Origin of the sequence: Profundibacter amoris, assembly GCF_003544895.1 — a bacterium.
GTDB classification, from domain to species: Bacteria; Pseudomonadota; Alphaproteobacteria; order Rhodobacterales; family Rhodobacteraceae; genus Profundibacter; species Profundibacter amoris.
Genome location: NZ_CP032125.1, coordinates 3,253,552 through 3,279,549, shown reverse-complemented (window position 1 = coordinate 3,279,549; position 25,998 = coordinate 3,253,552). Strand labels below are relative to the sequence as shown.

The window sequence follows — 25,998 nt, the reverse complement described above, 5'->3', positions numbered from 1 at the left end:
AATCAAAAACATAATGGCCGGTGTGGTCATGAGCTTTGCCGCCACATTGGCGGTCGCGCCCGTTGTGGCCGAAACACCGGCAAACATGCTGGTCATCGCCAACCGGATCGACGACATCACCACGCTGGACCCGGCCGAATCGTTCGAATTTGCAGGCTCCGACGTCAGCCGCAATATTTACGGCAAGCTGGTCAACTTTGACCCGATGAATCTGGATGCCGGTTACGGCCCCGATCTGGCCGAAAGCTGGACAGTTTCCGAAGATGGCAAAACCATCACATTCACCATGCGTGAAGGTGTGAAATTCGCCTCGGGCAATCCCGTGCGGGCCGAAGACGCCGCATGGTCGCTGCAACGCGCCGTGATCCTGAACAAAACACCTTCGTTCATCCTGACGCAGTTCGGTTTCAACGCCGACAACGCCAAGGATATGATCAAAGCCGAAGGCAACACCGTTTCGATCACCACCGACAAGCGCTATGCGACATCCTTTGTTCTGAACTGCCTGACAGCCACCATCGGCGGCATTCTGGACAAAGAAGAAGTGATGAAGCACGAAGTCGACGGCGACATGGGCAACACATGGCTGAAAACCAACACAGCCGGTTCCGGCGCCTATACGCTGGTCAGCTGGAAACCGAATGAATCGGTTACGCTGAAATCCAACCCGAACTTCTATCTGGGTGAGCCGGCCATGAAGCGCGTTGTGGTGAAACACGTTGCCGAAAGCTCGACCCAGCGCCTGATGCTGGAGCGCGGCGATATCGACGTTGCCCGCGACCTGAACCCCGATGATGTTGCCGGTCTTGCCGGTGCCGAGGGTGTGGCCATCGACAGCGCGCTGCGGGGCCGGATCATGTATATCTCGGTCAACCAGAAGCACCCCGAGCTGAGCAAGCCCGAAGTGCGTCAGGCGATCAAATATCTGGTCGATTACGAAGGGATGCAGAACAGCTTCCTTAAAGGCCAGTATGTGATCCACCAGAACTTCCTGCCGGCCACCTATCTGGGTGCAATCGATGATCAGCCGTTTTCTCTGAACATCGAAAAGGCCAAGGAACTGCTGGCCAAGGCCGGTGTGACAGACCTGACCATCACTGCCGGTGTCCGCGAGGCACAGGAACGTCTGGAAATTGCCCAGTCGCTGCAAAACACATTTGCGCAGGCCGGTATCAAACTGAACCTGACGGTTGGCACAGGCAAACAGATCCTGACCAAATACCGCGCCCGCGAGTTGGACATGTATGTTGGTGCATGGGGTCCGGATTATCCTGATCCGCACACTAACGCCGGCACATTCGCCTATAACCCCGACAATTCCGACGAAGCGCAGGCCACCGGCCTTCTGGCATGGCGCAATGCGTGGGATACAGACGGGCTGACCGAAAAGGTGGCTGCGGCTGTTGTTGAAGGCGACCGCGAGGTGCGCAAAGGCATGTATGAGGAAATCCAGCGTGAATTCCTGCAAAAAGCACCTTTTGCCATTCTGTTCCAGAAGGTTGAACAGACAGGGCGCCGTGAAAACGTGCAAAACCTGAATCTGGGCGGCGCGATTACCGCTGTGTCCTACTGGCCGGTCACCAAGTAAATGGCGGTCGTTGAAAATAACGGAAACGGGCGGCGCAAGTCGCCCTTTTCCTCGTCCGTTTATGCAACAATCCTGAAAACAATCGGGTCCGTGCTTGTCACCATGCTGGGACTGACATTTGTCACCTTTATCATTGGTCGCGTGATGCCGATTGATCCGGTAATTTCGATTGTGGGCGAAAGGGCGTCCAGGGAAACCTATGATGCCGCCTATCAGGCGATGGGGCTGGACAAGCCGATCCTTGTGCAATTTGCCTATTACATCTGGGATGTGCTGCACGGCGATTTCGGCATGTCGCTGCTGAATGCCCGCCCCGTTGCAGAAGACATCAGACGTGTTTTCCCCGCCACGCTGGAACTGGCGACCATTGGCACCTTCTTTGGTGTGGTCCTTGGTGTCCCACTTGGTGTTATTGCTGCCGTGAAACGCGGCACATGGGTTGATCAGGTCGCCCGCGTTGTCGCGCTGGTTGGATACTCCATGCCGATCTTCTGGCTGGGCCTGATGGGCCTGCTGGTGTTTTACGGCATCCTTGGCTGGGTCGGCGGGCCTGGCCGTGTCGGTATCTTTTACGAGGACGTTGTGCCATCTGTCACCGGCATGATCCTGATCGACAGTATGCTCGATAATAACTGGGAGGTGTTTCGCAACGCGATCAGCCACATCATCCTGCCGGCTTCGATCCTTGGCTATTATTCGATGGCCTATATCAGCCGCATGACCCGTTCCTTCATGCTGGAACAGATGAGCGCCGAATACATCACCACCGCGCGGGTCAAGGGCCTGCCCGAACGCACCGTTGTCTGGCGGCACGCCTTTGGCAATATCAAGGTGCAGCTGATCACGGTGATCGCCTTAAGTTACGCCAATCTGCTGGAGGGCGCGGTGTTGACCGAAACGATTTTCGCCTGGCCGGGGATTGGCCAGTATATCACCACGGCGCTGTTGTCGGCCGATATGAACGCGGTGTTGGGTGGCACGGTGGTTGTCGGTCTGATCTTTGTGCTACTGAATATCTTCTCCGATCTGCTGTACCGGTTCTTTGATCCGAGGGCGGCAAAATGACGGATACCAACATGCAAAAACAAACCCTGCGCGAATGGCTGATGACCGACACGCCCACATCGCGGCGGCACGCAAAATTCGCGGCGCTGTATTCGGGGTGGCTGACGCTGAAATCCAACTCGATGGCGATGGTCGGTCTGGGCATCCTGCTGCTGCTGGTGCTGATCGCCGCCGCAGCGCCCTTGCTGGCACCGATGGATCCGTTTACCCAGAACCTTGGAAACCGCTTGCAACCGCCCGGCACCGAAGGGCATCTCCTGGGCACCGACAGTCTGGGCCGCGATATTCTTAGCCGGATGATCTACGGCTCGCGGATCACGCTGTATATTGTCGCGCTGGTGGCACTGATCGCGCCTATCGTCGGGCTGCTGGTGGGTACGGTGGCCGGTTATACCGGTGGCTGGATCGACACTATCCTGATGCGGATCACCGATATCTTTCTGGCCTTTCCCCGCCTTGTTCTGGCGCTGGCCTTTGTGGCAGCTTTGGGGGCGGGTATCGAAAACGCGGTGCTGGCGATTTCGTTAACTGCTTGGCCCCCCTATGCGCGGATCGCGCGGGCCGAAACCCTGACCATCCGCAATTCCGACTACATCGCTGCGATCAAACTGCAAGGCGCGCGGGCATTCCGGATCATCACACGCCACATTTGGCCGCTATGCATTTCGTCGCTGATTGTGCGGGTCACGCTGGATATGGCCGGTGTTATTCTGGCCGCTGCCGGCCTTGGCTTCCTTGGCCTTGGCGCACAGCCCCCCAGCCCCGAATGGGGCGCGATGATTGCCGAAGGGCGGCGGTTTATTCTGGATCACTGGTGGGTTGCCACCATGCCCGGCCTTGCCATTTTCACCGTCTCGCTGGCGTTCAACCTGTTGGGTGACGGGTTGCGCGATGTGCTGGACCCCAAAGAAGGAGGCCACTCATGACCCCGCTTCTGGATGTCAAAAACCTGCGCGTCACCTTTCCGACCCGGCAAGGCGAATTCGAAGCCGTGCGCGGCGTGTCCTTTACCCTTGGCAAGGAACGGCTGGGGATTGTGGGCGAAAGCGGATCGGGCAAATCCATGACCGGCCGCGCCATCCTGCGGCTGATCAGGCCGCCCGGACGGGTCGAGGCCGACAGGATGGAGCTGCATGGCCGCGATTTGCTAAGCATGTCCGAGAAGGAAATGCAGGGCGTGCGCGGGCAGAAAATCTCGATGGTGATGCAGGATCCGAAATTCTCGCTCAATCCGGTGATGACGATTGCGGACCAGATCATGGAAATTTACCGCTTCCACACGGGGGCGGGTAAAAAGGCAGCATGGGCCAAGGCGATCGAAATGCTCGAAGCTGTATCGATCCGCGATCCCGAACGGGTGATGCGCAGCTATCCGCATGAAATGTCCGGCGGCATGGGCCAGCGGATCATGATTGCGATGATGCTGGTGACCGAACCGGAAATCCTGATAGCCGATGAACCCACCTCGGCGCTGGATGTGTCGGTGCAAACGCAAGTGCTGTCGATCATCGACCGGCTGGTGCGCGAACGGGGCATGGGGCTGATTTTCATCAGTCACGACCTGAAGCTGGTATCGTCCTTTTGCGACCGCGTGCTGATCATGTACGCGGGCCGCGTGGTCGAGGTGTGTGAGGCCGACAAGCTGGATCAGGCCACCCACCCGTATACCCGCGGGTTGCTGGGGTCTTTGCCGGATATCCGCCATCCAAAGGACCGGCTGGAAGTTCTGAAACGCGACGAAACATGGCGTATCGCCGAAAGTGTGAGTGGTCGGACATGAGCCATATACATATTGAAAATCTGAACGTCTGGTTTGGCGACGGAGCCGACCGTGTAGATGCCGTAAAGAACGCCACGTTCGATGTGCCCAGCGGTGCCAGTTTCGGGTTGGTCGGGGAAAGCGGCTCGGGTAAATCCACCATATTGCGCGCCATCATGGGCCTTGCGCCAACCTGGTCGGGCACCATTCAGGTGGGCGATTTCAAGCTGGGCAAAAAGCGGCCCAAGGATTTTTACAAAGACGTGCAGATGGTGTTTCAAGACCCCTACGCATCGCTGCACCCGCGCCATTCAGTGGATCAGGTGCTGGGCGAAACCCTGTCGCTGCATGGCTTCAAGGACATTGATAACCGCATCATGAAACTGCTGGATGACGTGGGCCTTGGCCCTGCGTTCCGGTTTCGCTATCCGCACCAACTGTCGGGCGGCCAGCGTCAGCGGGTGGCGATTGCGCGTGCGCTTGCGCCGGAACCTTCGGTAATCCTGCTGGACGAACCCACCTCGGCGCTGGATGTCTCGGTGCAGGCCGAAGTGCTGAACCTGCTGTCGGACCTGCGCGAAGAACACAAGCTGACATACCTGATGGTGTCGCACAATCTGGCCGTGGTCGCGCATATGTGCGACGCCACCGCCGTGATGCAGAACGGCGAAATCGTCGAGGTGATGACGGTCGAGGATATGCGCGCGATGAACCCCAAACACCCCTACACCAAGCACCTGCTGGATTCGTCGTTCGGCTATAACCCCAACGCGGCGCAATCGGCATGAGGGGGACAACCGCCATCGTCACCGGTGCCGCCCGCGGCATCGGCCTTGCCGCCACCCGCCTGTTTCTGGCCGAAGGTCGCCGCGTGGCGATGATCGACCGCGATGCAGACGAACTGATGAAAGTGGCCGACGGGATGGAGGGCGTTTTGCCCATCATCTGTGACGTATCGCAACCCGATCAGGTGGATGCGATGGTGGCGCGGGTGATCGACGAAATGGGCCGCATTGATGCACTGGTCAACAACGCCGGCGTGGCCGCGTTTGAACCAATCGGCAAAACCGATTTCGAAACATGGCGCACAGTGATGGAAACCAATCTGGACGGCGTGTTCCTGTGTTCGCAAGCCGCCATTCCGCATATGGCCAAACAGGGCGGCGCGATCGTCAACATCGCGTCTATCTCGGGCCTGCGGGCCAGCACCTTGCGGGTGGCCTATGGCACCTCCAAGGCCGCGGTGATCCAGTTGACCAAACAACAGGCGGTGGAACTGGGCGAAGTCGGCATCCGCGCCAACTGCGTCGCCCCCGGCCCTGTGGCCACCAAACTGGCCATCGCCGTCCACAGCCCCGAAATCCGCGCGGCCTATTACAAGGCCATGCCGTTAAACCGCTACGGCACCGAAGAGGAAATCGCGCAGGTGATCGTGTTCCTGTGCTCGGACAAGGCCAGCTTTGTCACGGGTCAGGTGGTGGCCGCCGATGGCGGGTTCGAAGCCGCCGGTGTGGGGCTGGCGGCATTGCGGGAAGAGTAAGTTATCCCGTCCCTATCACCAGACGAATGGCAAAGGCTACGGCGGTCAGGACCAGTACGCTAGCAAGCCACAGTCCGGCAAACCATAGCAGGCGGCGGGCAAGGCTGTGTCGGGTCATCAGTGGTATCCTTCGTCCGGGTTAACGTTGCCACGGAATACCCAATAGGCGTATCCGGTATATCCAAGGATCAGCGGCACCAGTGCCAGCGTGCCATAAAGGGTAAAGCGCAGGCTGGAGTCCGGCGCTGCGGCCTCCCAGATCGAAACAGAAGGGGGCACGATGTTGGGATAGAAACTGATCCCGACGCCGACAAAGCTGACCACGAAAATCAACAGGGATGCGATGAAGGGGCGGGCGTCGTGACCGGCCTTGAGGCTGCTGAACAACAGCCACGTCAGCGCCGCCATCGCCAGTGGCACGACCATTGTATAAAGGCTACCGGGCAAGCTGAACCAGCGCTGGAAATAGATGGGGTCCTGAAACGGGGTCAGCACCGAAACGGTGCCGATGGCGGCCAGTGTGATTATGCCCAGCATCGTGGCCTTGTCGCGCATCATTTGTTGCAATGCGCCTTCGGTTTTCAGGATCAGCCATGTTGACCCCAGCAAGGCGTAACCGGCAACCACGGACAGGCCGGTCAATACGGTGAACGGGCTAAGCCAGTCCCACCAGCCGCCTGCATAGGCGCGGTCCACCACGGTGATCCCCTGCACCAAAGCGCCAAGAGTGATGCCCTGCATCATCGCGGCGATTGCGGATCCGGCGGCAAAGCCGACCTCCCACACCGGTTTCCAGCGTTTGGTGCGGCCGCGGTATTCAAAGGCCACGCCGCGGAATATCAGCGCCAGCAGCATGGTGATGATCGGCAGGTAAAGCGCGGGCAGGATGATGGCATAGGCCAGCGGAAACACGGCCAGCAACCCGCCGCCCCCCAGGATCAGCCATGTTTCGTTGCCATCCCAAACCGGCGCGATGGAATTCATCATCAGGTCTTTGTCCTGTTCGGATTTGGCAAAGGGGAACAGGATGCCGACGCCCAAATCGAACCCGTCAAGGATAACATAGGTCAGCACGGCAAAGGCGATGATGCCGGCCCAGATGAAAGGTAGATCGAACAGCATTTTGGCCTCCTATGCCTGAACAGTGTTGACGGGTTGGGTGTCGGGTGATGGCGCGGGCCTGTCCGGCGCCTGCCGCATCAGCCGGAAAACGTAAAACAACCCAGCCCCGAAAACGAAAAAGTAGACCCAGATGAAGGCCAGCAGCGATGCCCCCACGGCAGGCGCATCCACCGGACCGATCGAGTCAACCGTGCGCAATGCGCCGTAAACGGTGAAAGGCTGGCGGCCGACTTCGGTGGTGACCCATCCGGCCAGCAGGGCGACAAAGCCGCTTGGCCCCATCAATACCGAGGCGCGGTGCAGCCAGCGGTCCTGATACAGTGTGCCTTTCCAGCGCCGCCACAGGCTCCAGATGCCGATGCCCAACATGGCAAAGCCGATGGCGATCATGATGCGGAAGGACCAGAATACGACGGTGACGGGCGGCTCCTCCGCGTCCGGCACCGTGTCCAGCCCCGCGAGTGGTGCATTCAGATCGTGTTTCAGGATCAGGCTGGAGAGTTTCGGAATTTGAATGGCGTAGTCGATGCGTTTTTCCTGCGGGTTCGGGATGCCGAACAGGATCAGCGGCGCGCCGTCGGGGTGGCTGTCGTAGTGCCCCTCCATTGCCATCACCTTGGCAGGCTGGTGTTCCAGCGTGTTCAACCCGTGTGCATCACCGGCAACGATCTGGATCGGGGCCACAATTGCCGCCATCCACATGGCCATCGAAAACATCCGCAGGGTCGCGCCGTTGTTGCCATCCTTCAGCAGGTGCCACCCGGCAACTGCGGCCACGGCAAAGGATGTGGACAGGAACGCCGCCAGCACCATATGCACCAGCCGGTAAGGAAAGGACGGGTTAAAGATGATCGCCCACCAGTCCTCGGGCGTGAACTGCCCCACGTCATTGATGGAATAGCCCGCAGGGGTCTGCATCCACGAATTGGCCGCCAGAATCCATGTGGCCGACATCAGGGTGCCGATGGCGACCATTGCGGTTGCAAACATATGCAGGCGCGGCCCCACCTTTTCACGGCCAAACAACATGATGCCCAGAAATCCGGCTTCAAGGAAAAAGGCCGACAACACTTCGTAGGCCAGCAGCGGGCCGAGGATCGGGCCGGTTTTATCGGAAAACACGCTCCAGTTGGTGCCAAACTGGTAGGACATGACGATGCCCGAAACCACGCCCATGCCAAACACCACCGCGAATATCTTTTTCCAGTATTCGAACAGCGTCAGATAGGTGCGATCCTGCGTTCGCAGCCACAGCGCGTTTAGCACCGTCAGGAATCTGGCCAGCCCGATGGAAAAGGCCGGAAAGATGATGTGGAACGAGATGGTAAAGGCGAATTGTGCCCGTGCCAGAGCCTCGGCTGTGAATCCGTCAAACATGGCGATACCCCATAGATATATTTGCCATATATATTTAATGAATACATGTTTAATAGAGATGCTTGCCACAAAGCAATATCTGAAATATATCTTTATTGTCGCACCTTGGAATAAGCGGAAAGCCTTATGAATCTAACGAGTTATACCAACTACGCCCTGCGCACGCTGCAAATGGCGGCGTTGCATGATCCGAATCTGTTGCGGGTTGATGATGTGGCCAAGGTGCATCGATTGGCCCGTCCGCATATCGTAAAAATCGTGCATCAACTGGGCAAGGCGGGCTATCTGGAAACCCAGCGCGGGCGTGGCGGCGGGTTTCGTTTGGCGCGACCGGCGGACCAGATTATCGTTGGCGATGTGGTGCGCCTTACCGAAGGCAATCTGGATGTGGTCGAGTGTTTCAATCCCAGCAAAAATACCTGTCTGCTGTCCGGTATTTGCCGCCTGTCCTTTGCCATTCAGGACGCCACAGCGGCCTTTATGGCCGTTCTGGACGGGCTGACCATTGCCGATATCGCCGCCAACCGTGACGAATTGCTGGAACGCAGTCGGGCGCTGGGCAAAGCTTAACGACACGCCTGCGGCTGTGCCGAAAACCCCGGTGCGATTTTGGACAGGTGGCGATAGGGCAACCCCTTGTCCCCAGTGGCCCCGACCGGTGCAATCTCCATCCAGTATCTGGTTTTGGTGAAATACATCTGCTCGGCAATCCAGCCCAGCCGGTTCACGGTTAGCCTCTTGCCGCCCGGCCCCCTGCACATTTCCAGCAATGCCATCGCCCCCACGCGCGAGGGCATTTCGGTTTGCATGGCAATGAAATTTCCCGTGGAATAGACCACCGGCACCACCTGCCCGCGCCCGGTGTTCAACAGGCGAAACGGCTGCACTGCATGGGGATGGGTGCCGACGATTGCCGTGGCCCCTGCGGCTGCCAGATCACGCGCCAAGGCCACCTGCTGTGTGTCGGGGGTCGAGGAATATTCCTGCCCCCAGTGCGGCAAAACGATCACGGCCGCAACAGATGGATCGGCCGCCTCGCGTCGCACCAGCGACAGCAATTCACTGCGGTTGCCATAGCACAACAAGACCTGCCGTTTCGGATCAGGATTGCCGTTGGTCGAGAAACTGCAACCGATAAAGGAAACCGTGCCCAGCGCCGTGCCCCGCCGAACCGCAAACTGTCGCGCCGCCCCTGACCGGATCGTCCCAACAGCCCCCAGCCCCGCCTTGGCCATTTCCCGCAACGTTAAATCCGCGCCCAATGATCCGCGATCCATCGCGTGGTTGTTCGCCGTGGTCATCAAATCAAACCCCGAGGCTTTCAATTCCTTCAAAATCTGCGGATGGTAATTGAACATCGGAAAGCCGGTATAGACGCCGGTGCCATACACCGGCCCCGGATCACCCACCTTACGGCCTGATTGATCCACCCCCGGCGCAACGGGGCCTTCCATATTGCCGATGGTCAGATCCCCCCACGCCAGATAGGGATCGGCCTGCGCCCACATTTTGCGGAATCCGTATTTATAGCCGGTTTGCTGGATCGGCCAATGCAGCAACACATCGCCGACAATGGTCAACCTGACCCGTTCTGAATCCGCACAAGGATTGACCGGCGGGGCCTGAAACGCCGGTTTAGGCACACATTGCCCGCCGGTTTGCACCTGCTGTTCAGGCACACAGCCCGCCAATAACGTCAGGGCCAGCAGACCCCATCCCAATGCACGTTTCATCACCGCTCCTCGCCTGTCGTTGCGGCTATCCTAGTGCATAAAGAACGCGGAATAAACTTGCATCCTTCTTCAAGCCGTGAAAACTGCGCCGGATGAAACTCGGAATCTTCACCCTCGTTCTGGCCTATATGCTCAGCCAGTTTTACCGCGCCTTTCTGGCGGTGCTGACGCCTGCGTTAAAGACAGATATCGGGGCGTTGCCGGATGATCTGTCGCTGGCCTCGGGGATGTGGTTTCTGGCCTTTGCGGTTATGCAATTGCCGGTCGGCTGGGCGCTGGACAAGATCGGACCAAAGCGCACCGCGTCGATCCTGCTGGCTTTTGGCGGCGCGGGCGGCGCGCTGGTATTCGGCCTGGCGCAATCACCGCTGCATATCATCATTGCGATGGTGTTGTTGGGGATCGGTTGTGCGCCGGTGTTGATGGCGTCGTTCTACATCTTTGCCCGCAGTTTTCCGCCCGTGGTGTTTGCCTCGCTCGCGGGGGCGATTATCGGATTCGGGTCGCTGGGCAATATCGCCAGTTCCATGCCGATGACATGGGCCAGCGAGGTTTTCGGCTGGCGCGAGACACTGTTTGCACTGGCCGTCATCACATTGGCCGTGGCGTTGGCAATCCTGCTGTTTGTCAAAGACCCCGAAACGCCGGTGCATGAACAGGACGCCAAAGGCTCGGTCCTCAGCCTGCTGAAAATGCCCGCGCTGTGGCTGATTATCCCGATGATGACAGTGAATTACGCGGCCGCAGCAGGTATTCGGGGTCTGTGGATCGGTCCCTACCTAAGCGATGTGTACGCTGCCGATGCGGCAATGATCGGCAAGGCCACGCTGGCGATGGGGTTGGCAATGGCGCTGGGCAATTTCGTTTACGGGCCGCTGGACCGCCTGTTCCCGACCCGCAAATGGATTGTGTTCTGGGGCAATCTGGCAGCAGCGCTTTCGCTATTGTCACTGTATTTTCTGCCTGCCAGTAGCCTGTGGTTATCTATCGCCATGATGGCGGCGGTGGGTCTGTTTGCGGCCAGTTTTGCGGTGATCATCGCACACGCGCGGGCCTTTATACCGCCGCATCTGACGGGGCGCGGGGTGACGTTGCTGAACCTGTTCGGCATCGGTGGCGCGGGCATCCTGCAATCGCTTAGCGGGCGGGTGCATGGCGCGGCTTTGGTCGGCGCGACGGGTCCCGCACAGCCCTATCAGGCGCTGTTTTTGTTCTTTGGCGGGGCGGTGTTGGTGGGTGTGCTGATTTATGGATTTAGCCAAGACCGGACCGATTAGAACGTCGGCCAGTTTGACAACACCCTGTTTTCACCTTTGCTCTGGCCAAAACCGTCACATCGCGCTATTTGCGGCGGTTCGAGTGCGAAACCGGAGACCCCGACGTGAAAACCGACATTTTGACCACCCTGCGCCATGACTGGCTGGGCAATATCCGTAACGACCTGCTGGCGGGCCTTGTGGTGGCGCTGGCCCTGATCCCCGAGGCAATTGCCTTTTCGATCATCGCGGGCGTTGACCCCAAGGTGGGCCTGTATGCGTCGTTCTCAATTGCGGTGATCACCGCGATTGTCGGCGGGCGTCCGGGTATGATCTCGGCGGCGACGGCGGCGACAGCGGTGCTGATGGTGACGCTGGTCAAGGATCACGGGTTGCAATATCTGCTGGCTGCCACTGTGCTGGCCGGATTGCTGCAAATTGCAGCGGGGCTATTGAAGCTGGGGAATGTGATGCGGTTCGTTTCGCGGTCTGTCATCACGGGTTTTGTGAATGCGCTGGCAATTCTTATTTTTATGGCGCAGTTGCCCGAACTGACAGGGGTGACCTATCTGACCTATGTGATGGTCGCGGGGGGCCTCGCCATTATTTACCTGTTTCCCTACATCACCACAGCCATCCCTTCGCCGCTGGTGACCATCATCGTGCTGACCGGGCTGACAATGTATTTCGGGCTGGACGTGCGGGAGGTGCAGGATATGGGCGCGCTGCCTGACACCCTGCCAATTTTCCTGCTGCCCGATATTCCACTGAACTTTGAAACCCTGAAAATCATTTTCCCAGTGTCCGCTGGCGTGGCCGCTGTGGGCCTGCTTGAAAGCCTGATGACAGCGACCATCGTTGATGATCTGACCGACACCGAAAGCGACAAGAACCGCGAATGTGTGGGGCAGGGGATTGCCAATACTGCCACGGGTTTCATCGGTGGCATGGCCGGTTGTGCGATGATTGGCCAATCCATGATCAACGTGAAATCCGGCGGGCGCGGGCGGTTATCCACCTTTGCCGCCGGTGTGTTCCTGCTGTTCCTGATCGTGGTGCTGGGCGATTGGGTGAAACAGATCCCCATGCCCGCATTGGTGGCGATTATGATCATGGTGTCGATCGGCACGTTCAGCTGGTCCTCGATCCGCGATATCCGGCATCATCCGCGATCCTCCAGCATCGTAATGCTGGCGACCGTGGTGGTCACGGTGCTGACGCATAACCTTGCCTATGGCGTGCTGACCGGTGTGCTGTTGTCGGGGATTTTCTTTGCCGGAAAGATCGCGCAGATCTTCCGTATTACCTCGGAACTGTCCCCGGACGGGCGGCAGCGGACCTATCGGGTCGAAGGGCAGCTGTTCTTTGCCTCGGCCCCCGATTTCACCGCCGCCTTCGATTTCCACGAGGTGCTGGAACGGGTGGTGATCGACGTCACCCATGCGCATATCTGGGATATTTCCTCGGTTCAGGCGCTGGACATGGTGGTGGTCAAATTCCGCCGTGAAGGCGCCGAGGTGGAAATCATCGGTATGAACGAGGCCACCGAAACCATCGTGGATAAACTTGCGATCCATGATAAGCCTGATGCAATCGAACGTCTGATGGGGCACTAGAACATGTCAAAGATTATCGCACTGGTGGATGGCTCTGCCTATTCCGAAAGCGTCTGTGACCACGCGGCGTGGATTGCGACGCGCAAAGGGTCCAGCGTTGAAGTGATCCATGTTCTGAAACACCCCGAGGCCAAGCAAACCAACCTGTCGGGCAACATCGGTCTGGGCGCACGCAGCAAGCTGATGGAAGAACTGGCCGATCTGGACGCGCAAAATGCCAGGTTGGCGCAAAAACGCGGGCGCGCCATTCTGGAAGATGCCGAAGCGCGGTTGCGTAGCGACGGGGTGACGGATGTCACCACACGCCTGCGGCAGGGCGATCTGGTCGAGGAACTGCTGGCCGCCGAAGCGGACGCCGATCTGGTGATCATCGGCAAACGCGGCGAGGCGGCAGATTTCGCCAAACGGCATCTGGGCAGCAATCTGGAACGTGTCGTTCGGTCGTGCAAAAAGCCGGTTCTGGTGGCCTCGCGCGCGTTTGAAAAACCGCAGCGGTTTATGATTGCCTTTGATGGCGGGGCGTCGTCGCTGAAGGCGGTAAACCATATCGAGCAGAGCAAGGTTTTCGCGGGGCTGGATTGCAAGCTGCTGACCGTGGGCGCGGAAAAGACCGAGGTCAAACGCGCCCTCGAGGGGGCGGCGGCACTGTTGCGCGATGCGGGGTATCAGGTGGAAACCGAGATCGCGCAGGGACAGGCGGAAAAGGTGATCTGCGAGACCTCGCAAAAGGATGGAACCGATATTCTGGTGATGGGTGCCTATGGCCATTCCCGTATCCGCAGCCTGATCATCGGCTCGACCACCACGGCGATGGTGCAAAGCTGTCAGGTGCCGGTTCTGCTGTTCAGGTAGGGGCAGGCAGGCTGCCCCGCACCTGATGCGGGGCGGCGCGTGGTTATTGCAAATCCGAAAAGGCTTCTTTCAGCCGGTCAACCGCTTCCTGCACCACAGCACGGGGCGTGGCCAGATTGAAACGCAGGAAGGCCTCGCCGCCAGTGCCAAAAGTCTCGCCGTGGTTCACCGCGATTTTGGCGACTTTCTCGACCCGTGCGGTGTATTCCTCCGCGTCCATCCCCGTACCGGAAAAATCGACCCATGCCAGATAGGTGGCCTCCAGCGGCATGGATTTCAGGCCCGGGATGGCGTTTATCGCCGTATCGAACAGGTCACGGTTGCCAGCCAGATAGGTGGTTAATTCGTCCACCCACGCCGCCCCTTCGGGTGAATAGGCAGCGGTGGTCATGAACAGGCCAAAGGAATTGGGCGACATGCCCAGCGCCTGCATGGTGGCGGCGAATCTGGCGCGCAATTCAGGGTCGGCAATAATCACATTGCCGGTATGGGCACCCGCGATGTTAAAGGTTTTGGTGACAGCGGTCATCATCACCAGACGATCCGCGATGGATGGATCAACCAGCGACATCACCGTGTGCTTGGCATCGGAAATAATCAGGTCGTGGTGGATTTCATCCGACACCAGCAGCAGATCGTGTCGTTTGGCAAAATCGGCCACGCCCTGCAATTCCTCCTGCGTCCAGACCCGTCCGCCGGGGTTATGCGGTGAACACAGGATCACCATCTTTTCCGCACCGGTCATCTGCGCGTCATAGGCGGCGAAATCCATTTCATAGCGGCCGTCATTGTTGACCAGCGGGCATTCCACCACCTTGCGCCCCGCGGCGTTAATCACCTTGGCAAAGGCGTGGTAAACGGGGGTGAACAACACCACACCGTCGCCCTTTTCGGTAAAGGCATCGACACATAGCGCCGTGCCGTTGACCAGCCCGTGCGTGGTGAAAATATCGCCGGCCTCCACATCCCAGCCGTGGCGGGTTTTCATCCACCAGCGGATTGCGTTCTTGTATTCGGCATCATCCCCGAAATAGCCGTAAATCCCGTGATCGCGCATTTTCTGCACCGCGTCCTGCACACAATCAGGCGCGCGGAAATCCATATCGGCGACCCACATGGCGATGCCGTCTTTCAGGGGCACACCGTATAGCGGCTCCATCACGTCCCATTTGGCACAATGGGTGTTACGGCGGTCTATGATGTCGTCAAAGCTCATGGTGTTCTGTCCCTTGTCGGTTTTGCCAGCACGCTAGCGGATTGCGCTATAATGGCAAGGGGCGTTGCACCATGGCGTATCATGTCTTACATGAGCGATATGAGTATACGACCGATATTGATACACCCCGATCCGCGCCTGAAAAAGGCTTGTGCCCCTGTTGAGGGGGTCAGTGATGATTTGCGCAAGCTGGCCGAGGACATGCTGGAAACCATGTACGATGCCCCGGGCATCGGTCTGGCGGCACCACAGGTGGGTGTTTTGCAACGGCTGATCGTGATGGATTGCGTCAAGGAAGAAGGCGCGGACCCGCAGCCGATGGTGCTGTTTAATCCCAAGGTTCAGTGGACATCCGAGGCGCTGAATACCTATGAAGAGGGCTGCCTTTCGATCCCCGAGCAGTACGCCGAGGTCGAACGCCCCGCTGAAGTCACTGTAACGTGGCTGGACATGCACGGCGCCGCTTGCGAGGCCAAGTTCGACAAGCTTTGGGCGACTTGCGTCCAGCATGAAATCGACCATCTGGACGGCAAGCTGTTCATTGATTACCTCAAACCCCTGAAACGCCAGTTGATCACCCGTAAAATGGTCAAGCTGAAACGCGAGCGGGCACGGGAAAAGGCATGATCCGCCCCTTTGTGCCCTACCCGGACAAACGGCTGAAAACGGTCTGCGAACCGGTCGAGGCCGTGACCGACGAGGTGCGCGGCATCTGGGCGGATATGGTCGAAACCATGGACGCGATGCCCGGCGTGGGCCTTGCCGCGCCGCAGATCGGCGTGATGTTGCGCCTTGCGGTGGTCGATTGTTCCGAGGAACGCGGACAGGCGGTTTTGCTGGCCAATCCCGAGGTGCTGCATGCCTCGGCCAAACTGCGCGAACACGAGGAGGCAAGCCCGAACCTGCCCGGTGTGTCCGCCGTGATCAAACGGCCCCGCGCGGTGACGGTGCGGTTTCTGAATGCGGCGGGCGATGTCGAGGAAAAGGATTTCGTCGGGCTGTGGGCGACATCGGTCCAGCACCAGATTGATCACCTGAACGGGCGGATGTATTTTGACAACCTGTCCAAGGTGAAACGCGATATGTTGCTGCGCAAGGCGCGGAAAGGGGTGCGATGAAGGTTGTATTCATGGGCACACCGGATTTTTCGGTGCCGGTTCTGGAAGCATTGGTCGAGGCAGGGCACGAGGTGCTTTGCGTATACTGTCAGCCGCCACGTCCGGCGGGGCGCGGTAAAAAGGACCGCCCCAGTCCGGTGCAGGCGAAGGCCGAGGAACTGGGCCTGCCCGTGCGCTTTCCCAAATCGCTGAAAGGCGAGGCCGAAAAGGCGGAATTCGCTGCGTTAGAGCCTGATATTGCCGTGGTCGTGGCCTATGGTCTGATCCTGCCGCAAGCGGTGCTGGACGCCCCCGCAAAGGGCTGTCTGAACATCCACGCGTCCCTGTTGCCGCGCTGGCGCGGGGCGGCGCCGATCCATCGGGCGATCATGGCAGGGGACAAGGAAACCGGCGTTTGCATCATGCAGATGGAGGCCGGACTGGACACAGGACCGGTGTTGCTGCGCAAGGCGCTGTCGATTGGGGCAGAAGAAACCACAGCGGAATTGCACGACCGGTTGTCGACGCTGGGTGCTGCGGCAATTGTCGAAGCCTTGGCGAATCTGGACGAGTTAGAGCCTGTTCCACAGCCCGAAGAGGGCGTGACCTATGCCAAGAAGATCGACAAATCCGAGGCGCGGGTGGATTGGTCAAAAACGGCGGTCGAAGTGGACCGGCTGATCCGCGGGCTATCGCCCTTTCCCGGTGCGTGGTGCGAAGTAGAAGGCGAGCGCCTGAAACTGCTGCGCAGCCGTGTGGTCGAAGGCAAGGGTGCAGCCGGTCAGGTGCTGGGTGGTTTGCGGATTGCCTGTGGCGACGGCGCGGTCGAGGTTTTGCAGGCCCAGAGGCAGGGAAAACGGCCAATGGAGGCCGAAGAATTGCTGCGCGGGTTCGCGTTACCAAAGCAGTTAAGCTAGACGGGTTGGAAAAGCGCCAAAGCTGCTTATATCAATTCTATGCCAGTTGTCTTTCTGATCATAATCGGCGCCGCTGCGGGGTTCATTGCCACGCGGCTGATGCGTATGGAAACGGATGTTATCACCACTGTTGCCATCGGAATCTTCGGTGCGCTGATCGGGGGGATTGCCCTGCGGGTGCTGCTGACCCTGACCAGCATCGCTTTCGGCTTTGTCGGGGCGGTTCTGGGGGCGGTGCTGTTGATCTGGGTTTACCGGACGTATTTCCAGAAATAGGCCCTAAGCCGCACCTTTTTAAGGTTTGAACGGTTCCATCCCGCGACGGGCCAGTTCATCCGCCCGTTCGTTTTCCGGATGCCCCGCGTGGCCCTTGACCCATTCCCATGTCACATCATGGCGCGCTTGCGCCTCGTCGATGCGTTGCCACAGTTCGACATTTTTCACCGGCTTTTTGTTCGAGGTGCACCAGCCGTTACGCTTCCAGCCGTGGATCCACGATGTCACCCCGTTTTTCACATAGGCGCTGTCGGTGATGATGGTCAGGGCCGAGGGCCGTTCCAGTGTTTCCAAAACGTGAATCGCCGCCAGCAGTTCCATGCGGTTGTTGGTGGTGTCGGCCTCGCCGCCGCACAGCTCGCGTTCCTTCAGCACCTTGTCGCCATCGCGGGCGATCAGCAGTGCGCCCCAGCCTCCGGGGCCGGGATTGCCGGAGCAGGCTCCGTCGGTATAGGCATATAGGTCAGGCATGGGCGGTTATGATGATCCAGTCAGAGCGGCTGCCGTCAAGGCCGGTGCCGTTGCCAAAAGTGGCGTTAAGAGTGTGGAAACCGGCATCTGTCAGCAGGTCTTCCAGTTCGGTTTGGCTGTAATAGGCATAGAAACGGTCCAGCCGGTCACGGCGTTCGCCGCTGCCCGATTTCATGCCGATATGAAACACGCCATCCGGTTTCAGCGCCTTGTGCAGGGCCGTCAGATGGCTGGGCATTCTGGATTTGGGCGCGTGCAGCAGGCTGAAGTTGGCCCAGATGCCGTCGTATTTGTCCTGCCCGCCGATGTCGTCAAAGGTGGCATGCCGCACGGGAATGCCGTATTTTTCCGCCGCCACCTTCACCATAGCGGCCGAAGCATCGGTGGCTTCCACAGTAAACCCCGCCTTTTGCAAAAATGCGGCCGTCTTGCCGGGACCACAGCCCAGATCCAGCACATGAGCGCCTTCGGGTAGCATTTCGGCGAACCGGTCCAGCGAAGGATCACGCCATTTGCTGTCTTCAAGCGCGACATAATCGGCGAATTTCGCGTCATAGACGGCGATGGTGGTTGGGTCGGTCATACTGCTTCACGCAGGATGCGCGGTACTTTGAATTCGACGTGTTCCTTGGCGGTTTCCACCAGTTCGACGGTCACGTCATAGCGGGCGCGAAAGGCGTCGATCACCTCGTCCACCAGCACTTCGGGGGCCGAGGCACCGGCGGCAAGGCCCAGAGATGTGATACCCTCAAGCGCACGCCAGTCGATGTCCTTTGCCCGTTGCACCAGTTGTGAATACTCGCAACCAGCCGCCGCGCCCACTTCGACCAGACGGCGGGTGTTGGACGAATTCGGCGCGCCGATTACAAGGATGGCGTCGGATTTGGCGGCGATTTCCTTGACCGCCTCTTGGCGGTTGGTGGTGGCGTAACAGATGTCTTCTTTGTGCGGGCCGATGATGGCGGGGAAGCGATCCTTTAGTGCCGCGACGATTTCGGCGGTGTCGTCAATGGAAAGGGTGGTTTGGGTGATATAGGCCAGCTTGTTTTGGTCGCGTACATCCAGATTGGCGACATCCCCGGCGGTTTCGACCAACAGAACCTCGCCCGCGGGTAACTGGCCCATTGTGCCCACGGTTTCGGGGTGGCCCTCGTGACCGATCATCACCATTTGCAGACCGTTTTCATTGTGTCGCTCGGCCTCGATATGCACCTTGGAGACCAGCGGGCAGGTGGCATCGACATAGGTCATATTGCGCGTTTGTGCCGCGTTAGGGACTGATTTTGGCACTCCGTGGGCGGAAAAGATCACCGGACGGTCATCGGGGCATTCATCCAGTTCCTCGACAAACACCGCGCCCTTTTCGCGCAAGCCATCCACCACGAATTTGTTATGCACGATTTCGTGGCGCACATAGACGGGTGCGCCCCATTTGTCGATTGCCTGTTCGACAATCTTGATGGCGCGCACAACGCCGGCGCAAAAACCGCGCGGGGCGGCAAGGTAAAGGGTTAGCGGTGGTTTTGTCATATCGGCCCTGTCCAGTTGCGTTAGAATTAGGGCCTGCAAGCGGCGGCGTCCAGCCCCGCAAAGGAAAAAGCCGGAGCGCTGGCCCCGGCTTTTGTGTTTATAGCGTGTCGCGTCTGATCAGTATCAAGCATTCATCCGGCAGGGGGCGAGGCAGCGCCTGCAACGCAGGTGCGTTCGCCTTGCCGGATGAATTCGATTTGGCGCGACATACGCTAGTCTACTGCTTCGTCAGCCGCGACAGGTGGGGCGACCGGTTCCCGCGGGGGGCGTCCAATCACGTCGCGCAATTCGTCCAGTTCGATGAAATTATCAACCTGACGGCGCAACTCGTCCGCAATCATGGGCGGTTGCGAGCGGATGGTCGAAACCACCGAAACACGCACGCCCTGACGTTGCAGGCTTTCGACCAGCGGACGGAAATCCCCGTCACCCGAGAAGATCACCATGTGATCGACATGCGGGGCCAGTTCCATCGCGTTGACGGCCAGTTCGATGTCCATGTTGCCCTTGACCTTACGGCGGCCCATGGAATCGGTGTATTCCTTGGCCGGTTTGGTCACCATGGTGAAGCCGTTGTAATGCAGCCAGTCGACCAGGGGGCGAATCGGCGAATATTCGTCGTTTTCCAGCAATGCGGTATAATAAAATGCCCGCAACATTTTTCCACGACGCATGAATTCCTGCCTGAGCAGTTTATAGTCGATGTCAAACCCCAGCGCTTTTGCCGCTGCGTATAGGTTCGAGCCATCGATGAACAGCGCCAGCCGTTCGTCTCTGTAGAACATAAAATTTTCCTTCCGGTAGTCGGTTTCGACTTCGTTTCCGTGAGTGAGTGTGGTTACTGTTAAAAATATGCGAAACCGCACTCATCTTTAAGGATTGTTACAAATCTTGCAACCCTTTGGGCAGAAAAACGAACCAATATCGGCGATAATTGGCCTTGGGGCGAATTTGCCGTCAAAGGCTGGCGTTCCCAAACAGACATTGTGCCACGCCCTGACGTTGTTAGAGAGCGCGGAAATTGAAATAAAAACAACAAGTCACCTTTACGAAACCCCTTGTTTTCCTGCCGGTGCGGGGCCTGACTATGTGAATGCAGTTGCAATGTTATCCACAGTGTTATCGGCAGTGGACCTATTGTCGCGGTTGCATCGGGTCGAGGCGGAAATGGGCCGTGAACGGGTATCGCGCTGGGGGCAGCGGACGCTGGATGTTGATTTATTGGCATATGGTGAAGTGATTCATCCGGATTTGGCGACATTCCAGCATTGGCTAAATCTGCCTATGAAAGAGCAGTCAAAGAGGGTTCCGGAACGGTTGATCCTGCCCCATCCGCGCATTCAGGACCGGGCATTTGTGCTGGTTCCTTTGGCGGAAATTGCCCCGGATTGGCGGCATCCGGTTCTGGGGCGAACGGCAAAGCAGATGCGCGATGATCTGGAAGAAGCAGAGGTGGCGCAGGTAAAAGCCTTGGAAAGATGCTGATTCAATACTTGTCATCAAGGAATAAAGCCCCTAAATAGCACGTTCCAATACCCCGAAGTCGATATTCAGGAGTCGCCCTATGGCCCGCGTTACGGTTGAAGATTGCGTTGATAAGGTACCAAACCGGTTTGATCTGGTTATGCTTGCCGCCCATCGTGCACGTGAAATCGCGGCGGGTGCTGAACTGACCGTGGATCGCGACAACGACAAGAACCCCGTTGTGGCCCTGCGCGAAATTGCCGAGGAAACCCAATCGGTCGAGGATCTGCGCGAGCGGATGATCGAAAGCCAGCAAACCCAGATCGAGGTGGACGAACCGGAAGAAGATGCCATGGCACTTCTGATGGGCGCCGAGGCAGACAAGCCGGCAGAAGACGATATGTCGGAAGAAAAACTGCTGCGGGCATTGATGGAAGCACAGGGGCGGCCATAACCCCCCCCTGCAATAAGGCGCGGACCGGATGCCGGACAAGATCACAGTAGACGATCTGATCGCGCTTGTTCGCAGCTATAACCCTAAGACAAACGAAACGCTAATCCGCGAGGCATTTGCCTATGGGCAAGCGATGCACGAAGGGCAGTTTCGCCATTCCGGCGAGCCGTATTTCACCCATCCGGTGGCTGTCGCGGCCATTCTGACCCAGCAGCGGCTGGATGACGCAACGATCATCACCGCCCTGTTGCATGACACCATCGAAGACACCAAATCCACCTATACCGAGGTGGAGGAAAAATTCGGCAAGGAGATTGCCGAACTGGTTGACGGTGTGACCAAGCTGACAAATCTGCAACTGTCCTCGACCCAGACCAAACAGGCGGAAAATTTCCGCAAGCTGTTCATGGCGATGTCCAAGGATTTGCGCGTCATTCTGGTGAAACTGGCCGACCGCCTGCACAATATGCGCACGATCAAATCCATGCGCCCCGACAAGCAGGTGCAAAAGGCCCGCGAGACGATGGACATCTTCGCGCCGCTGGCCGGTCGCATGGGGATGCAGTGGATGCGCGAAGAGCTGGAGGATCTGGCTTTTTCGGTGCTGAACCCCGAGGCCCGCAATTCCATTATGCGCCGCTTCATCACGCTGCAAAAAGAAAGCGGCGATGTGATCAAGAAGATCACCGACGATATCCGCATCGAGCTGGACAAGGTCGGGATCAAGGCCGAGGTTCTGGGCCGCGCCAAGAAGCCCTATTCGATCTGGCGCAAGATGGAAGAAAAGGGGCAGGGGTTTTCCCGCTTGTCCGACATCTACGGCTTTCGTGTGATTACCAACACCGAATGCGATTGTTACCGTGTGCTGGGCGCCATCCATCAGCGGTGGCGCGCGGTGCCCGGGCGGTTCAAGGATTACATCAGCCAGCCAAAATCGAATGGCTACCGGTCAATCCACACGACGGTTTCGGGCCGTGACGGCAAGCGGGTCGAGGTGCAGATCAGAACCCAGCAAATGCACGATGTAGCGGAATCCGGTGTGGCGGCGCATTGGTCCTATCGCGATGGTGTGCGGTCGGAAAACCCCTTTGCGGTGGATCCGGCGAAATGGGTGGCGGGGCTGACCGAACGGTTGGATGCCTCGGAAGATCACGACGAATTTCTGGAGCATGTAAAGCTTGAGATGTATTCGGATCAGGTGTTTTGTTTCACCCCCAAAGGCGAGGTTGTGAAACTTCCGCGCGGGGCGACGCCGCTGGATTTTGCCTATGCGATCCACACGCGGATTGGTGATTCTTGCGTTGGGGCGCGGGTGGATGGAATTCGTGTGCCGCTGTGGACGCGGCTAAAGAACGGCCAATCGGTTGAAATCATGACAGCCGAAGGTCAGCGTCCGCAGGCAACGTGGATCGATATTGCCGTGACGGGGCGGGCAAAATCCGCGATCCGTCGGTCGTTGCGTTCCGAGGACCGCGAGCGGTTTATCAAATTGGGCCGTGAACTGGCCCGCGTGGCGTTTGAACATGTCGGCAAGAAAGCGACCGACAAGGCACTTGCCACCGCGGCAAAACGTATGGGGCTGGTAGATACCGACGAATTGCTTGCCCTGCTGGGCAGCGCCGAAATGAATGCCCGCGAAGTGGTCGAAGGGTTGTATCCCGAACTGGCCACCCACACCGGTGACGAAGTGGAACTGACCCGCGCGGTTGTCGGGTTGGAGCAGGACCAGACATTCGAGCGCGCATCCTGTTGCCAGCCGGTTCCCGGTGAACGGATCGTCGGCATCAGTTACCGTGGCAAAGGTGTGGTGGTTCACGCCATCGACTGCCCTGTCCTGTCGGAATTCGAGGACCAGAATGACCGTTGGGTCGATCTGCACTGGCACAGCGGCAAACACCCTGCAGGTCATACCGTCAGCTTTATGATGACCATTTCAAACGACGCTGGCGTGCTGGGACGAATTTGCACATTGATCGGCGAGCAAAAGGCCAATATTGCGGATTTGGTATTTATGGACCGGAAACCGGATTTTTACCGAATTCTGATTGATGTGGACTTGAGAGATGTCGAGCATCTGCATACGGTAATGACTGCACTGGAAGCAGACAGCGATGTCGCTGCGTTGGAACGGTATCGGGATCCAGCCCGCAAGCCCTGATCGGGCATGAATTTTAAGAGTGAAGGACAACCAGATTGGTTTTCAAACGCCGCGATAAAAGGCCCTTTTTCAAGGTGCTTTGGGAGCTGATCTGGCCGAAAGGCGGATGGGTGCGGGCGTTCCATTACGTCAAACACCGTGTGCGCCGCCTACCGGACCCGCCCCACCGGATTGCCCGCGGGGTATTTGCCGGCGTGCTGGTCAGTTTCACGCCCTTGTTCGGATTTCACTTTGTCATCGCCGCGCTGATTGCGTTGGCCATTCGCGGGAATGTCATTGCCGCGATTATGGCAACATTTTTCGGCAATCCGCTGACATTCCCGTTCATTGCCGTGGGTGGCCTGAAACTTGGCCACTGGATTTTGGGGTCGCATTATGACGAAGGGGTAAACCATTCTCTGATGGCCACATTTGGCGGTGCGTGGGATGACCTGAAGCATAATTTCTGGGCGATGTTTACCGATCAGGTTGCCGAATGGGGCAATCTTGGCAGTTTTTATCACGAAATATTCCTGCCTTATCTGGTGGGCGGTCTGATCCTAGGGCCGATTGTGGGTGCGATTTGTTATTACCTTAGCGCGCCGGTGATTGGTGCCTATCAGAACCGCCGCAAAGGCCGTCTAAAAGCGAAACTTGCAGAAATTCGCGAAAAGAAGGCAAAGAAGGCTGACGAGGGTGGCGAATAGGTCTAGGCTTTTGTGAAATCGAGTCACAAAGGGGCCAATTCAATGGGTCAGGAATATCTGGGCAAGCTGCGGCTTGGGATTAATATCGATCATGTCGCTACCGTGCGCAACGCACGCGGCGGAAGCTATCCGGAACCTCTGCGTGCTGCCAAACTGGCCGAAGATGCAGGCGCCGATGGCATCACTGCACACCTGCGCGAAGACAGGCGGCATATCTCGGATGCCGACATCGACGGGTTGATGGAAGTGCTGAAGGTGCCGCTGAATTTCGAAATGGCGGCGACACCGGAAATGCAGGCGATTGCCCTGCGCCACAAACCCCACGCCGTGTGCATCGTGCCCGAAAAGCGCGAGGAACTGACCACCGAGGGTGGTCTGGAAGTCGCGCGCGAGGAAAACCGGCTGGCGCATTTCATCGCCCCCATCCGCGAGGCGGGCTGTCGTGTGTCGCTGTTCGTAGCCACTGACAAGCGCCAGATCGATGCGGCATCGCGGATCGACGCGAACATCGTTGAACTGCACGCCGGCCCCTATTGCGACGCCTTTTCCGAAGGGTATTTCGATGTGGCCGATGCCGAACTGGCAAAGCTGCGCGATATGTCTGCTTACGCCCATGCATTGGGTCTTGAAGTGCACGCGGGCCACGGCATCACCTATGACACTGTCAAACCGATTGCCGAATTCCCCGAGGTGGTAGAGCTGAACATCGGCCATTTCCTGATTGGCGAGGCGATCTTTTTGGGGCTGCAACCGGCCATCCAGAAAATGCGCGAATTGATGGACGAGGCACGTAATGGCTGATGTCTGGGTCGCATGGCTGGCCTTTGCCGTTCTAGCAGCCAGTCCGGGGCCATCTATCATGGCAATCATGGGGACATCGCTGGCTTATGGCCGGATGGCGGGTATGCGCTTTGCTACCGGGGTTGTGACCGGATCGGTGGTTTGGGGGGTGCTGTCAGCACTGGGCACGGCGGCTTTGCTAAGTCAGGCCGCGTGGATGCTGACAGGGTTGAAAATTGCAGGTGGCGGCTATTTTTTGTGGCTGGCCTATAAGGCGGGGCGCGCGGCCTATCGTAATACACCCGTTCAGGAAGGCACTGTAAATCCGCAGCGCGCCTATTTTTCGGGGCTGGCGCTGCATCTGACCAACCCGAAAGCGGTGTTTAGCTGGACCACTATTGTGGTCTTGGGAATGCCCGCTGGAGCGCCAGCGTATCACACGTTCCTCATTTTGGCTGGGTGTGCGGCGCTCGCGATCATCATTAACTTTGGCTATGCTATCGTGTTTTCTAACCAGCAAGTTGTGTGTGGATACCGCAAAGTTAAGCGCTGGGTTGACGGCACGCTTGCGGTCCTATTCACCCTTGCCGGGGTTCGATTGTTGACGTGGCGCACATGATCCTGGGTATTGGTACAGACCTTGCGAATATCGAACGCATCGAAAAAACGCTGGCGCGGTTTGGCGACCGGTTTCGCAACCGTGTGTTCACCGAAGTCGAGCAGCAAAAGGCCGAGCGTCGCAAGGACGTGGCGGGCACTTATGCCAAACGCTGGGCCGCAAAAGAGGCCTGCTCCAAGGCACTGGGCACCGGTCTGCGGATGGGGATTTCGTGGCGAGATATGGCGGTCAGCAATCTGGAAACCGGCCAGCCGGTGATGGCAGTGACCGGCTGGGCGCGGGAACGGCTGGATTCGATGACGCCTGCGGGTCATCAGGCCATCATTCATGTGACATTGACCGACGATTACCCCTGGGCACAGGCCTTTGTGATCATCGAAGCACGCCCGAAAACTTGACTCTGCCGCCGCCGCCATTCATGT

Annotated in this window: 30 protein-coding genes; 21 read left to right on the top strand and 9 right to left on the bottom strand. The window is 58.4% G+C overall.

All coding sequences use genetic code 11. The annotated features are described in order from the left end of the window. Positions 1 to 28: 28 nt before the first annotated feature. From BAR1_RS16435 to BAR1_RS16410, 6 genes are read left to right on the top strand one after another with little or no spacing between them, the layout of a single operon-like run. Positions 29 to 1,588: an ABC transporter substrate-binding protein gene (locus BAR1_RS16435; RefSeq protein WP_228408875.1), complete on the top strand. Its 1,560-nt coding sequence runs from the start codon at positions 29 to 31 to the stop codon at positions 1,586 to 1,588. Then, on the top strand, positions 1,589 to 2,653 hold the full coding sequence (locus BAR1_RS16430) for an ABC transporter permease (RefSeq protein ID WP_118944033.1): 1,065 nt from the start codon (positions 1,589 to 1,591) through the stop codon (positions 2,651 to 2,653). Then, the gene (gene nikC, locus BAR1_RS16425; protein WP_118944032.1) at positions 2,650 to 3,579 is read left to right on the top strand and encodes a nickel transporter permease; all 930 of its coding nucleotides are present in this window, start codon (positions 2,650 to 2,652) and stop codon (positions 3,577 to 3,579) included. Before BAR1_RS16430 ends, nikC begins: the two co-directional genes overlap by 4 nt. Beyond that, positions 3,576 to 4,433, top strand: coding sequence for an ABC transporter ATP-binding protein (locus tag BAR1_RS16420; protein WP_118944031.1), 858 nt, complete (start codon positions 3,576 to 3,578; stop codon positions 4,431 to 4,433). Before nikC ends, BAR1_RS16420 begins: the two co-directional genes overlap by 4 nt. Beyond that, positions 4,430 to 5,200, top strand: coding sequence for an ABC transporter ATP-binding protein (locus tag BAR1_RS16415; RefSeq protein WP_118944030.1), 771 nt, complete (start codon positions 4,430 to 4,432; stop codon positions 5,198 to 5,200). The genes BAR1_RS16420 and BAR1_RS16415 overlap by 4 nt, the downstream gene beginning before the upstream one ends. Further along, complete coding sequence (locus BAR1_RS16410; protein ID WP_118944029.1) at positions 5,197 to 5,952, top strand: SDR family NAD(P)-dependent oxidoreductase; 756 nt, start codon at positions 5,197 to 5,199, stop codon at positions 5,950 to 5,952. The genes BAR1_RS16415 and BAR1_RS16410 overlap by 4 nt, the downstream gene beginning before the upstream one ends. 1 nt (position 5,953) lies before the next feature. Here the strand turns inward: BAR1_RS16410 and BAR1_RS18425 are convergent, their stop codons facing one another. From BAR1_RS18425 to BAR1_RS16395, 3 genes are read right to left on the bottom strand one after another with little or no spacing between them, the layout of a single operon-like run. Beyond that, positions 5,954 to 6,070, bottom strand: coding sequence for a DUF2474 family protein (locus tag BAR1_RS18425; protein WP_118944028.1), 117 nt, complete (start codon positions 6,068 to 6,070; stop codon positions 5,954 to 5,956). Further along, a complete protein-coding gene (gene cydB, locus BAR1_RS16400) occupies positions 6,070 to 7,074 on the bottom strand; it encodes a cytochrome d ubiquinol oxidase subunit II (protein ID WP_118944027.1) in 1,005 nt (334 codons plus the stop codon). Before cydB ends, BAR1_RS18425 begins: the two co-directional genes overlap by 1 nt. 9 nt (positions 7,075 to 7,083) lie before the next feature. Further along, positions 7,084 to 8,451 (bottom strand): cytochrome ubiquinol oxidase subunit I, encoded by a 1,368-nt coding sequence (locus tag BAR1_RS16395; RefSeq protein WP_118944026.1) that lies wholly within the window; start codon positions 8,449 to 8,451, stop codon positions 7,084 to 7,086. A 126-nt stretch (positions 8,452 to 8,577) separates the two neighbouring features. Between BAR1_RS16395 and BAR1_RS16390 the strand changes: the two genes are divergently transcribed. After that, on the top strand, positions 8,578 to 9,021 hold the full coding sequence (locus BAR1_RS16390; protein ID WP_118944025.1) for an RrF2 family transcriptional regulator: 444 nt from the start codon (positions 8,578 to 8,580) through the stop codon (positions 9,019 to 9,021). On the opposite strand, the gene BAR1_RS16385 is transcribed toward BAR1_RS16390, so the two are convergent. Further along, positions 9,018 to 10,184: a CapA family protein gene (locus BAR1_RS16385; RefSeq protein ID WP_118944024.1), complete on the bottom strand. Its 1,167-nt coding sequence runs from the start codon at positions 10,182 to 10,184 to the stop codon at positions 9,018 to 9,020. The two genes, BAR1_RS16390 and BAR1_RS16385, sit on opposite strands and share 4 nt — an antisense overlap. Before the next feature lie 92 nt (positions 10,185 to 10,276). Here BAR1_RS16385 and BAR1_RS16380 point away from each other — a divergent pair, with 92 nt between their 5' ends. From BAR1_RS16380 to BAR1_RS16370, 3 genes are all read left to right on the top strand, one after another. After that, a complete protein-coding gene (locus BAR1_RS16380) occupies positions 10,277 to 11,461 on the top strand; it encodes an MFS transporter (RefSeq protein WP_118944023.1) in 1,185 nt (394 codons plus the stop codon). Between the two features lie 116 nt (positions 11,462 to 11,577). Then, the gene (locus tag BAR1_RS16375; protein ID WP_118944532.1) at positions 11,578 to 13,056 is read left to right on the top strand and encodes a SulP family inorganic anion transporter; all 1,479 of its coding nucleotides are present in this window, start codon (positions 11,578 to 11,580) and stop codon (positions 13,054 to 13,056) included. A 3-nt stretch (positions 13,057 to 13,059) separates the two neighbouring features. After that, a complete protein-coding gene (locus tag BAR1_RS16370; protein WP_118944022.1) occupies positions 13,060 to 13,908 on the top strand; it encodes a universal stress protein in 849 nt (282 codons plus the stop codon). Between the two features lie 43 nt (positions 13,909 to 13,951). Here the strand turns inward: BAR1_RS16370 and BAR1_RS16365 are convergent, their stop codons facing one another. After that, positions 13,952 to 15,124 (bottom strand): MalY/PatB family protein, encoded by a 1,173-nt coding sequence (locus BAR1_RS16365; RefSeq protein WP_118944021.1) that lies wholly within the window; start codon positions 15,122 to 15,124, stop codon positions 13,952 to 13,954. 99 nt (positions 15,125 to 15,223) lie between these two features. On the opposite strand from BAR1_RS16365, the gene def (BAR1_RS16360) reads away from it, so the two are divergent. Genes def (BAR1_RS16360) through BAR1_RS16345 form a run of 4 tightly spaced genes read left to right on the top strand, consistent with a single transcriptional unit; the run spans position 15,224 to position 17,414 of the window. After that, positions 15,224 to 15,751 (top strand): peptide deformylase, encoded by a 528-nt coding sequence (def, locus tag BAR1_RS16360; RefSeq protein WP_118944020.1) that lies wholly within the window; start codon positions 15,224 to 15,226, stop codon positions 15,749 to 15,751. Next, a complete protein-coding gene (def, locus tag BAR1_RS16355) occupies positions 15,748 to 16,242 on the top strand; it encodes a peptide deformylase (RefSeq protein ID WP_118944019.1) in 495 nt (164 codons plus the stop codon). The genes def (BAR1_RS16360) and def (BAR1_RS16355) overlap by 4 nt, the downstream gene beginning before the upstream one ends. Next, entirely contained in the window at positions 16,239 to 17,138 is a 900-nt protein-coding gene (gene fmt / locus BAR1_RS16350) for a methionyl-tRNA formyltransferase (RefSeq protein WP_118944018.1), read from the top strand. Before def (BAR1_RS16355) ends, fmt begins: the two co-directional genes overlap by 4 nt. 39 nt (positions 17,139 to 17,177) lie before the next feature. Then, positions 17,178 to 17,414 (top strand): GlsB/YeaQ/YmgE family stress response membrane protein, encoded by a 237-nt coding sequence (locus BAR1_RS16345; RefSeq protein ID WP_118944017.1) that lies wholly within the window; start codon positions 17,178 to 17,180, stop codon positions 17,412 to 17,414. 18 nt (positions 17,415 to 17,432) lie between these two features. On the opposite strand, the gene rnhA is transcribed toward BAR1_RS16345, so the two are convergent. The 4 genes from rnhA to BAR1_RS16325 form a co-directional block, all read right to left on the bottom strand. Beyond that, positions 17,433 to 17,885 (bottom strand): ribonuclease HI, encoded by a 453-nt coding sequence (gene rnhA / locus BAR1_RS16340; protein ID WP_118944016.1) that lies wholly within the window; start codon positions 17,883 to 17,885, stop codon positions 17,433 to 17,435. After that, a complete protein-coding gene (locus tag BAR1_RS16335) occupies positions 17,878 to 18,468 on the bottom strand; it encodes a class I SAM-dependent methyltransferase (protein ID WP_118944015.1) in 591 nt (196 codons plus the stop codon). The genes rnhA and BAR1_RS16335 overlap by 8 nt, the downstream gene beginning before the upstream one ends. Beyond that, a complete protein-coding gene (gene ispH / locus BAR1_RS16330; protein WP_118944014.1) occupies positions 18,465 to 19,415 on the bottom strand; it encodes a 4-hydroxy-3-methylbut-2-enyl diphosphate reductase in 951 nt (316 codons plus the stop codon). Before ispH ends, BAR1_RS16335 begins: the two co-directional genes overlap by 4 nt. Before the next feature lie 212 nt (positions 19,416 to 19,627). Beyond that, a complete protein-coding gene (locus tag BAR1_RS16325) occupies positions 19,628 to 20,200 on the bottom strand; it encodes a LabA-like NYN domain-containing protein (protein ID WP_118944013.1) in 573 nt (190 codons plus the stop codon). Positions 20,201 to 20,294: 94 nt separating this feature from the next. Here BAR1_RS16325 and folK point away from each other — a divergent pair, with 94 nt between their 5' ends. The 7 genes from folK to acpS all read left to right on the top strand — a co-directional run bounded on the left by folK (position 20,295) and on the right by acpS (position 25,974). Next, positions 20,295 to 20,900, top strand: coding sequence for a 2-amino-4-hydroxy-6-hydroxymethyldihydropteridine diphosphokinase (gene folK / locus BAR1_RS16320; protein WP_323368578.1), 606 nt, complete (start codon positions 20,295 to 20,297; stop codon positions 20,898 to 20,900). Between the two features lie 79 nt (positions 20,901 to 20,979). Then, on the top strand, positions 20,980 to 21,333 hold the full coding sequence (gene rpoZ, locus BAR1_RS16315; RefSeq protein ID WP_118944012.1) for a DNA-directed RNA polymerase subunit omega: 354 nt from the start codon (positions 20,980 to 20,982) through the stop codon (positions 21,331 to 21,333). A gap of 28 nt (positions 21,334 to 21,361) precedes the next feature. Beyond that, the gene (locus BAR1_RS16310; protein ID WP_118944011.1) at positions 21,362 to 23,491 is read left to right on the top strand and encodes a RelA/SpoT family protein; all 2,130 of its coding nucleotides are present in this window, start codon (positions 21,362 to 21,364) and stop codon (positions 23,489 to 23,491) included. Positions 23,492 to 23,526: 35 nt separating this feature from the next. Next, entirely contained in the window at positions 23,527 to 24,177 is a 651-nt protein-coding gene (locus tag BAR1_RS16305; RefSeq protein WP_118944010.1) for a DUF2062 domain-containing protein, read from the top strand. 42 nt (positions 24,178 to 24,219) lie between these two features. Beyond that, positions 24,220 to 24,978, top strand: coding sequence for a pyridoxine 5'-phosphate synthase (locus BAR1_RS16300; RefSeq protein WP_118944009.1), 759 nt, complete (start codon positions 24,220 to 24,222; stop codon positions 24,976 to 24,978). Beyond that, positions 24,971 to 25,576, top strand: a complete 606-nt coding sequence (locus BAR1_RS16295) for a LysE family translocator (protein ID WP_118944008.1) — start codon at positions 24,971 to 24,973, stop codon at positions 25,574 to 25,576. Before BAR1_RS16300 ends, BAR1_RS16295 begins: the two co-directional genes overlap by 8 nt. Next, on the top strand, positions 25,573 to 25,974 hold the full coding sequence (gene acpS, locus BAR1_RS16290; protein ID WP_118944007.1) for a holo-ACP synthase: 402 nt from the start codon (positions 25,573 to 25,575) through the stop codon (positions 25,972 to 25,974). The genes BAR1_RS16295 and acpS overlap by 4 nt, the downstream gene beginning before the upstream one ends. Positions 25,975 to 25,998: the final 24 nt, after the last annotated feature.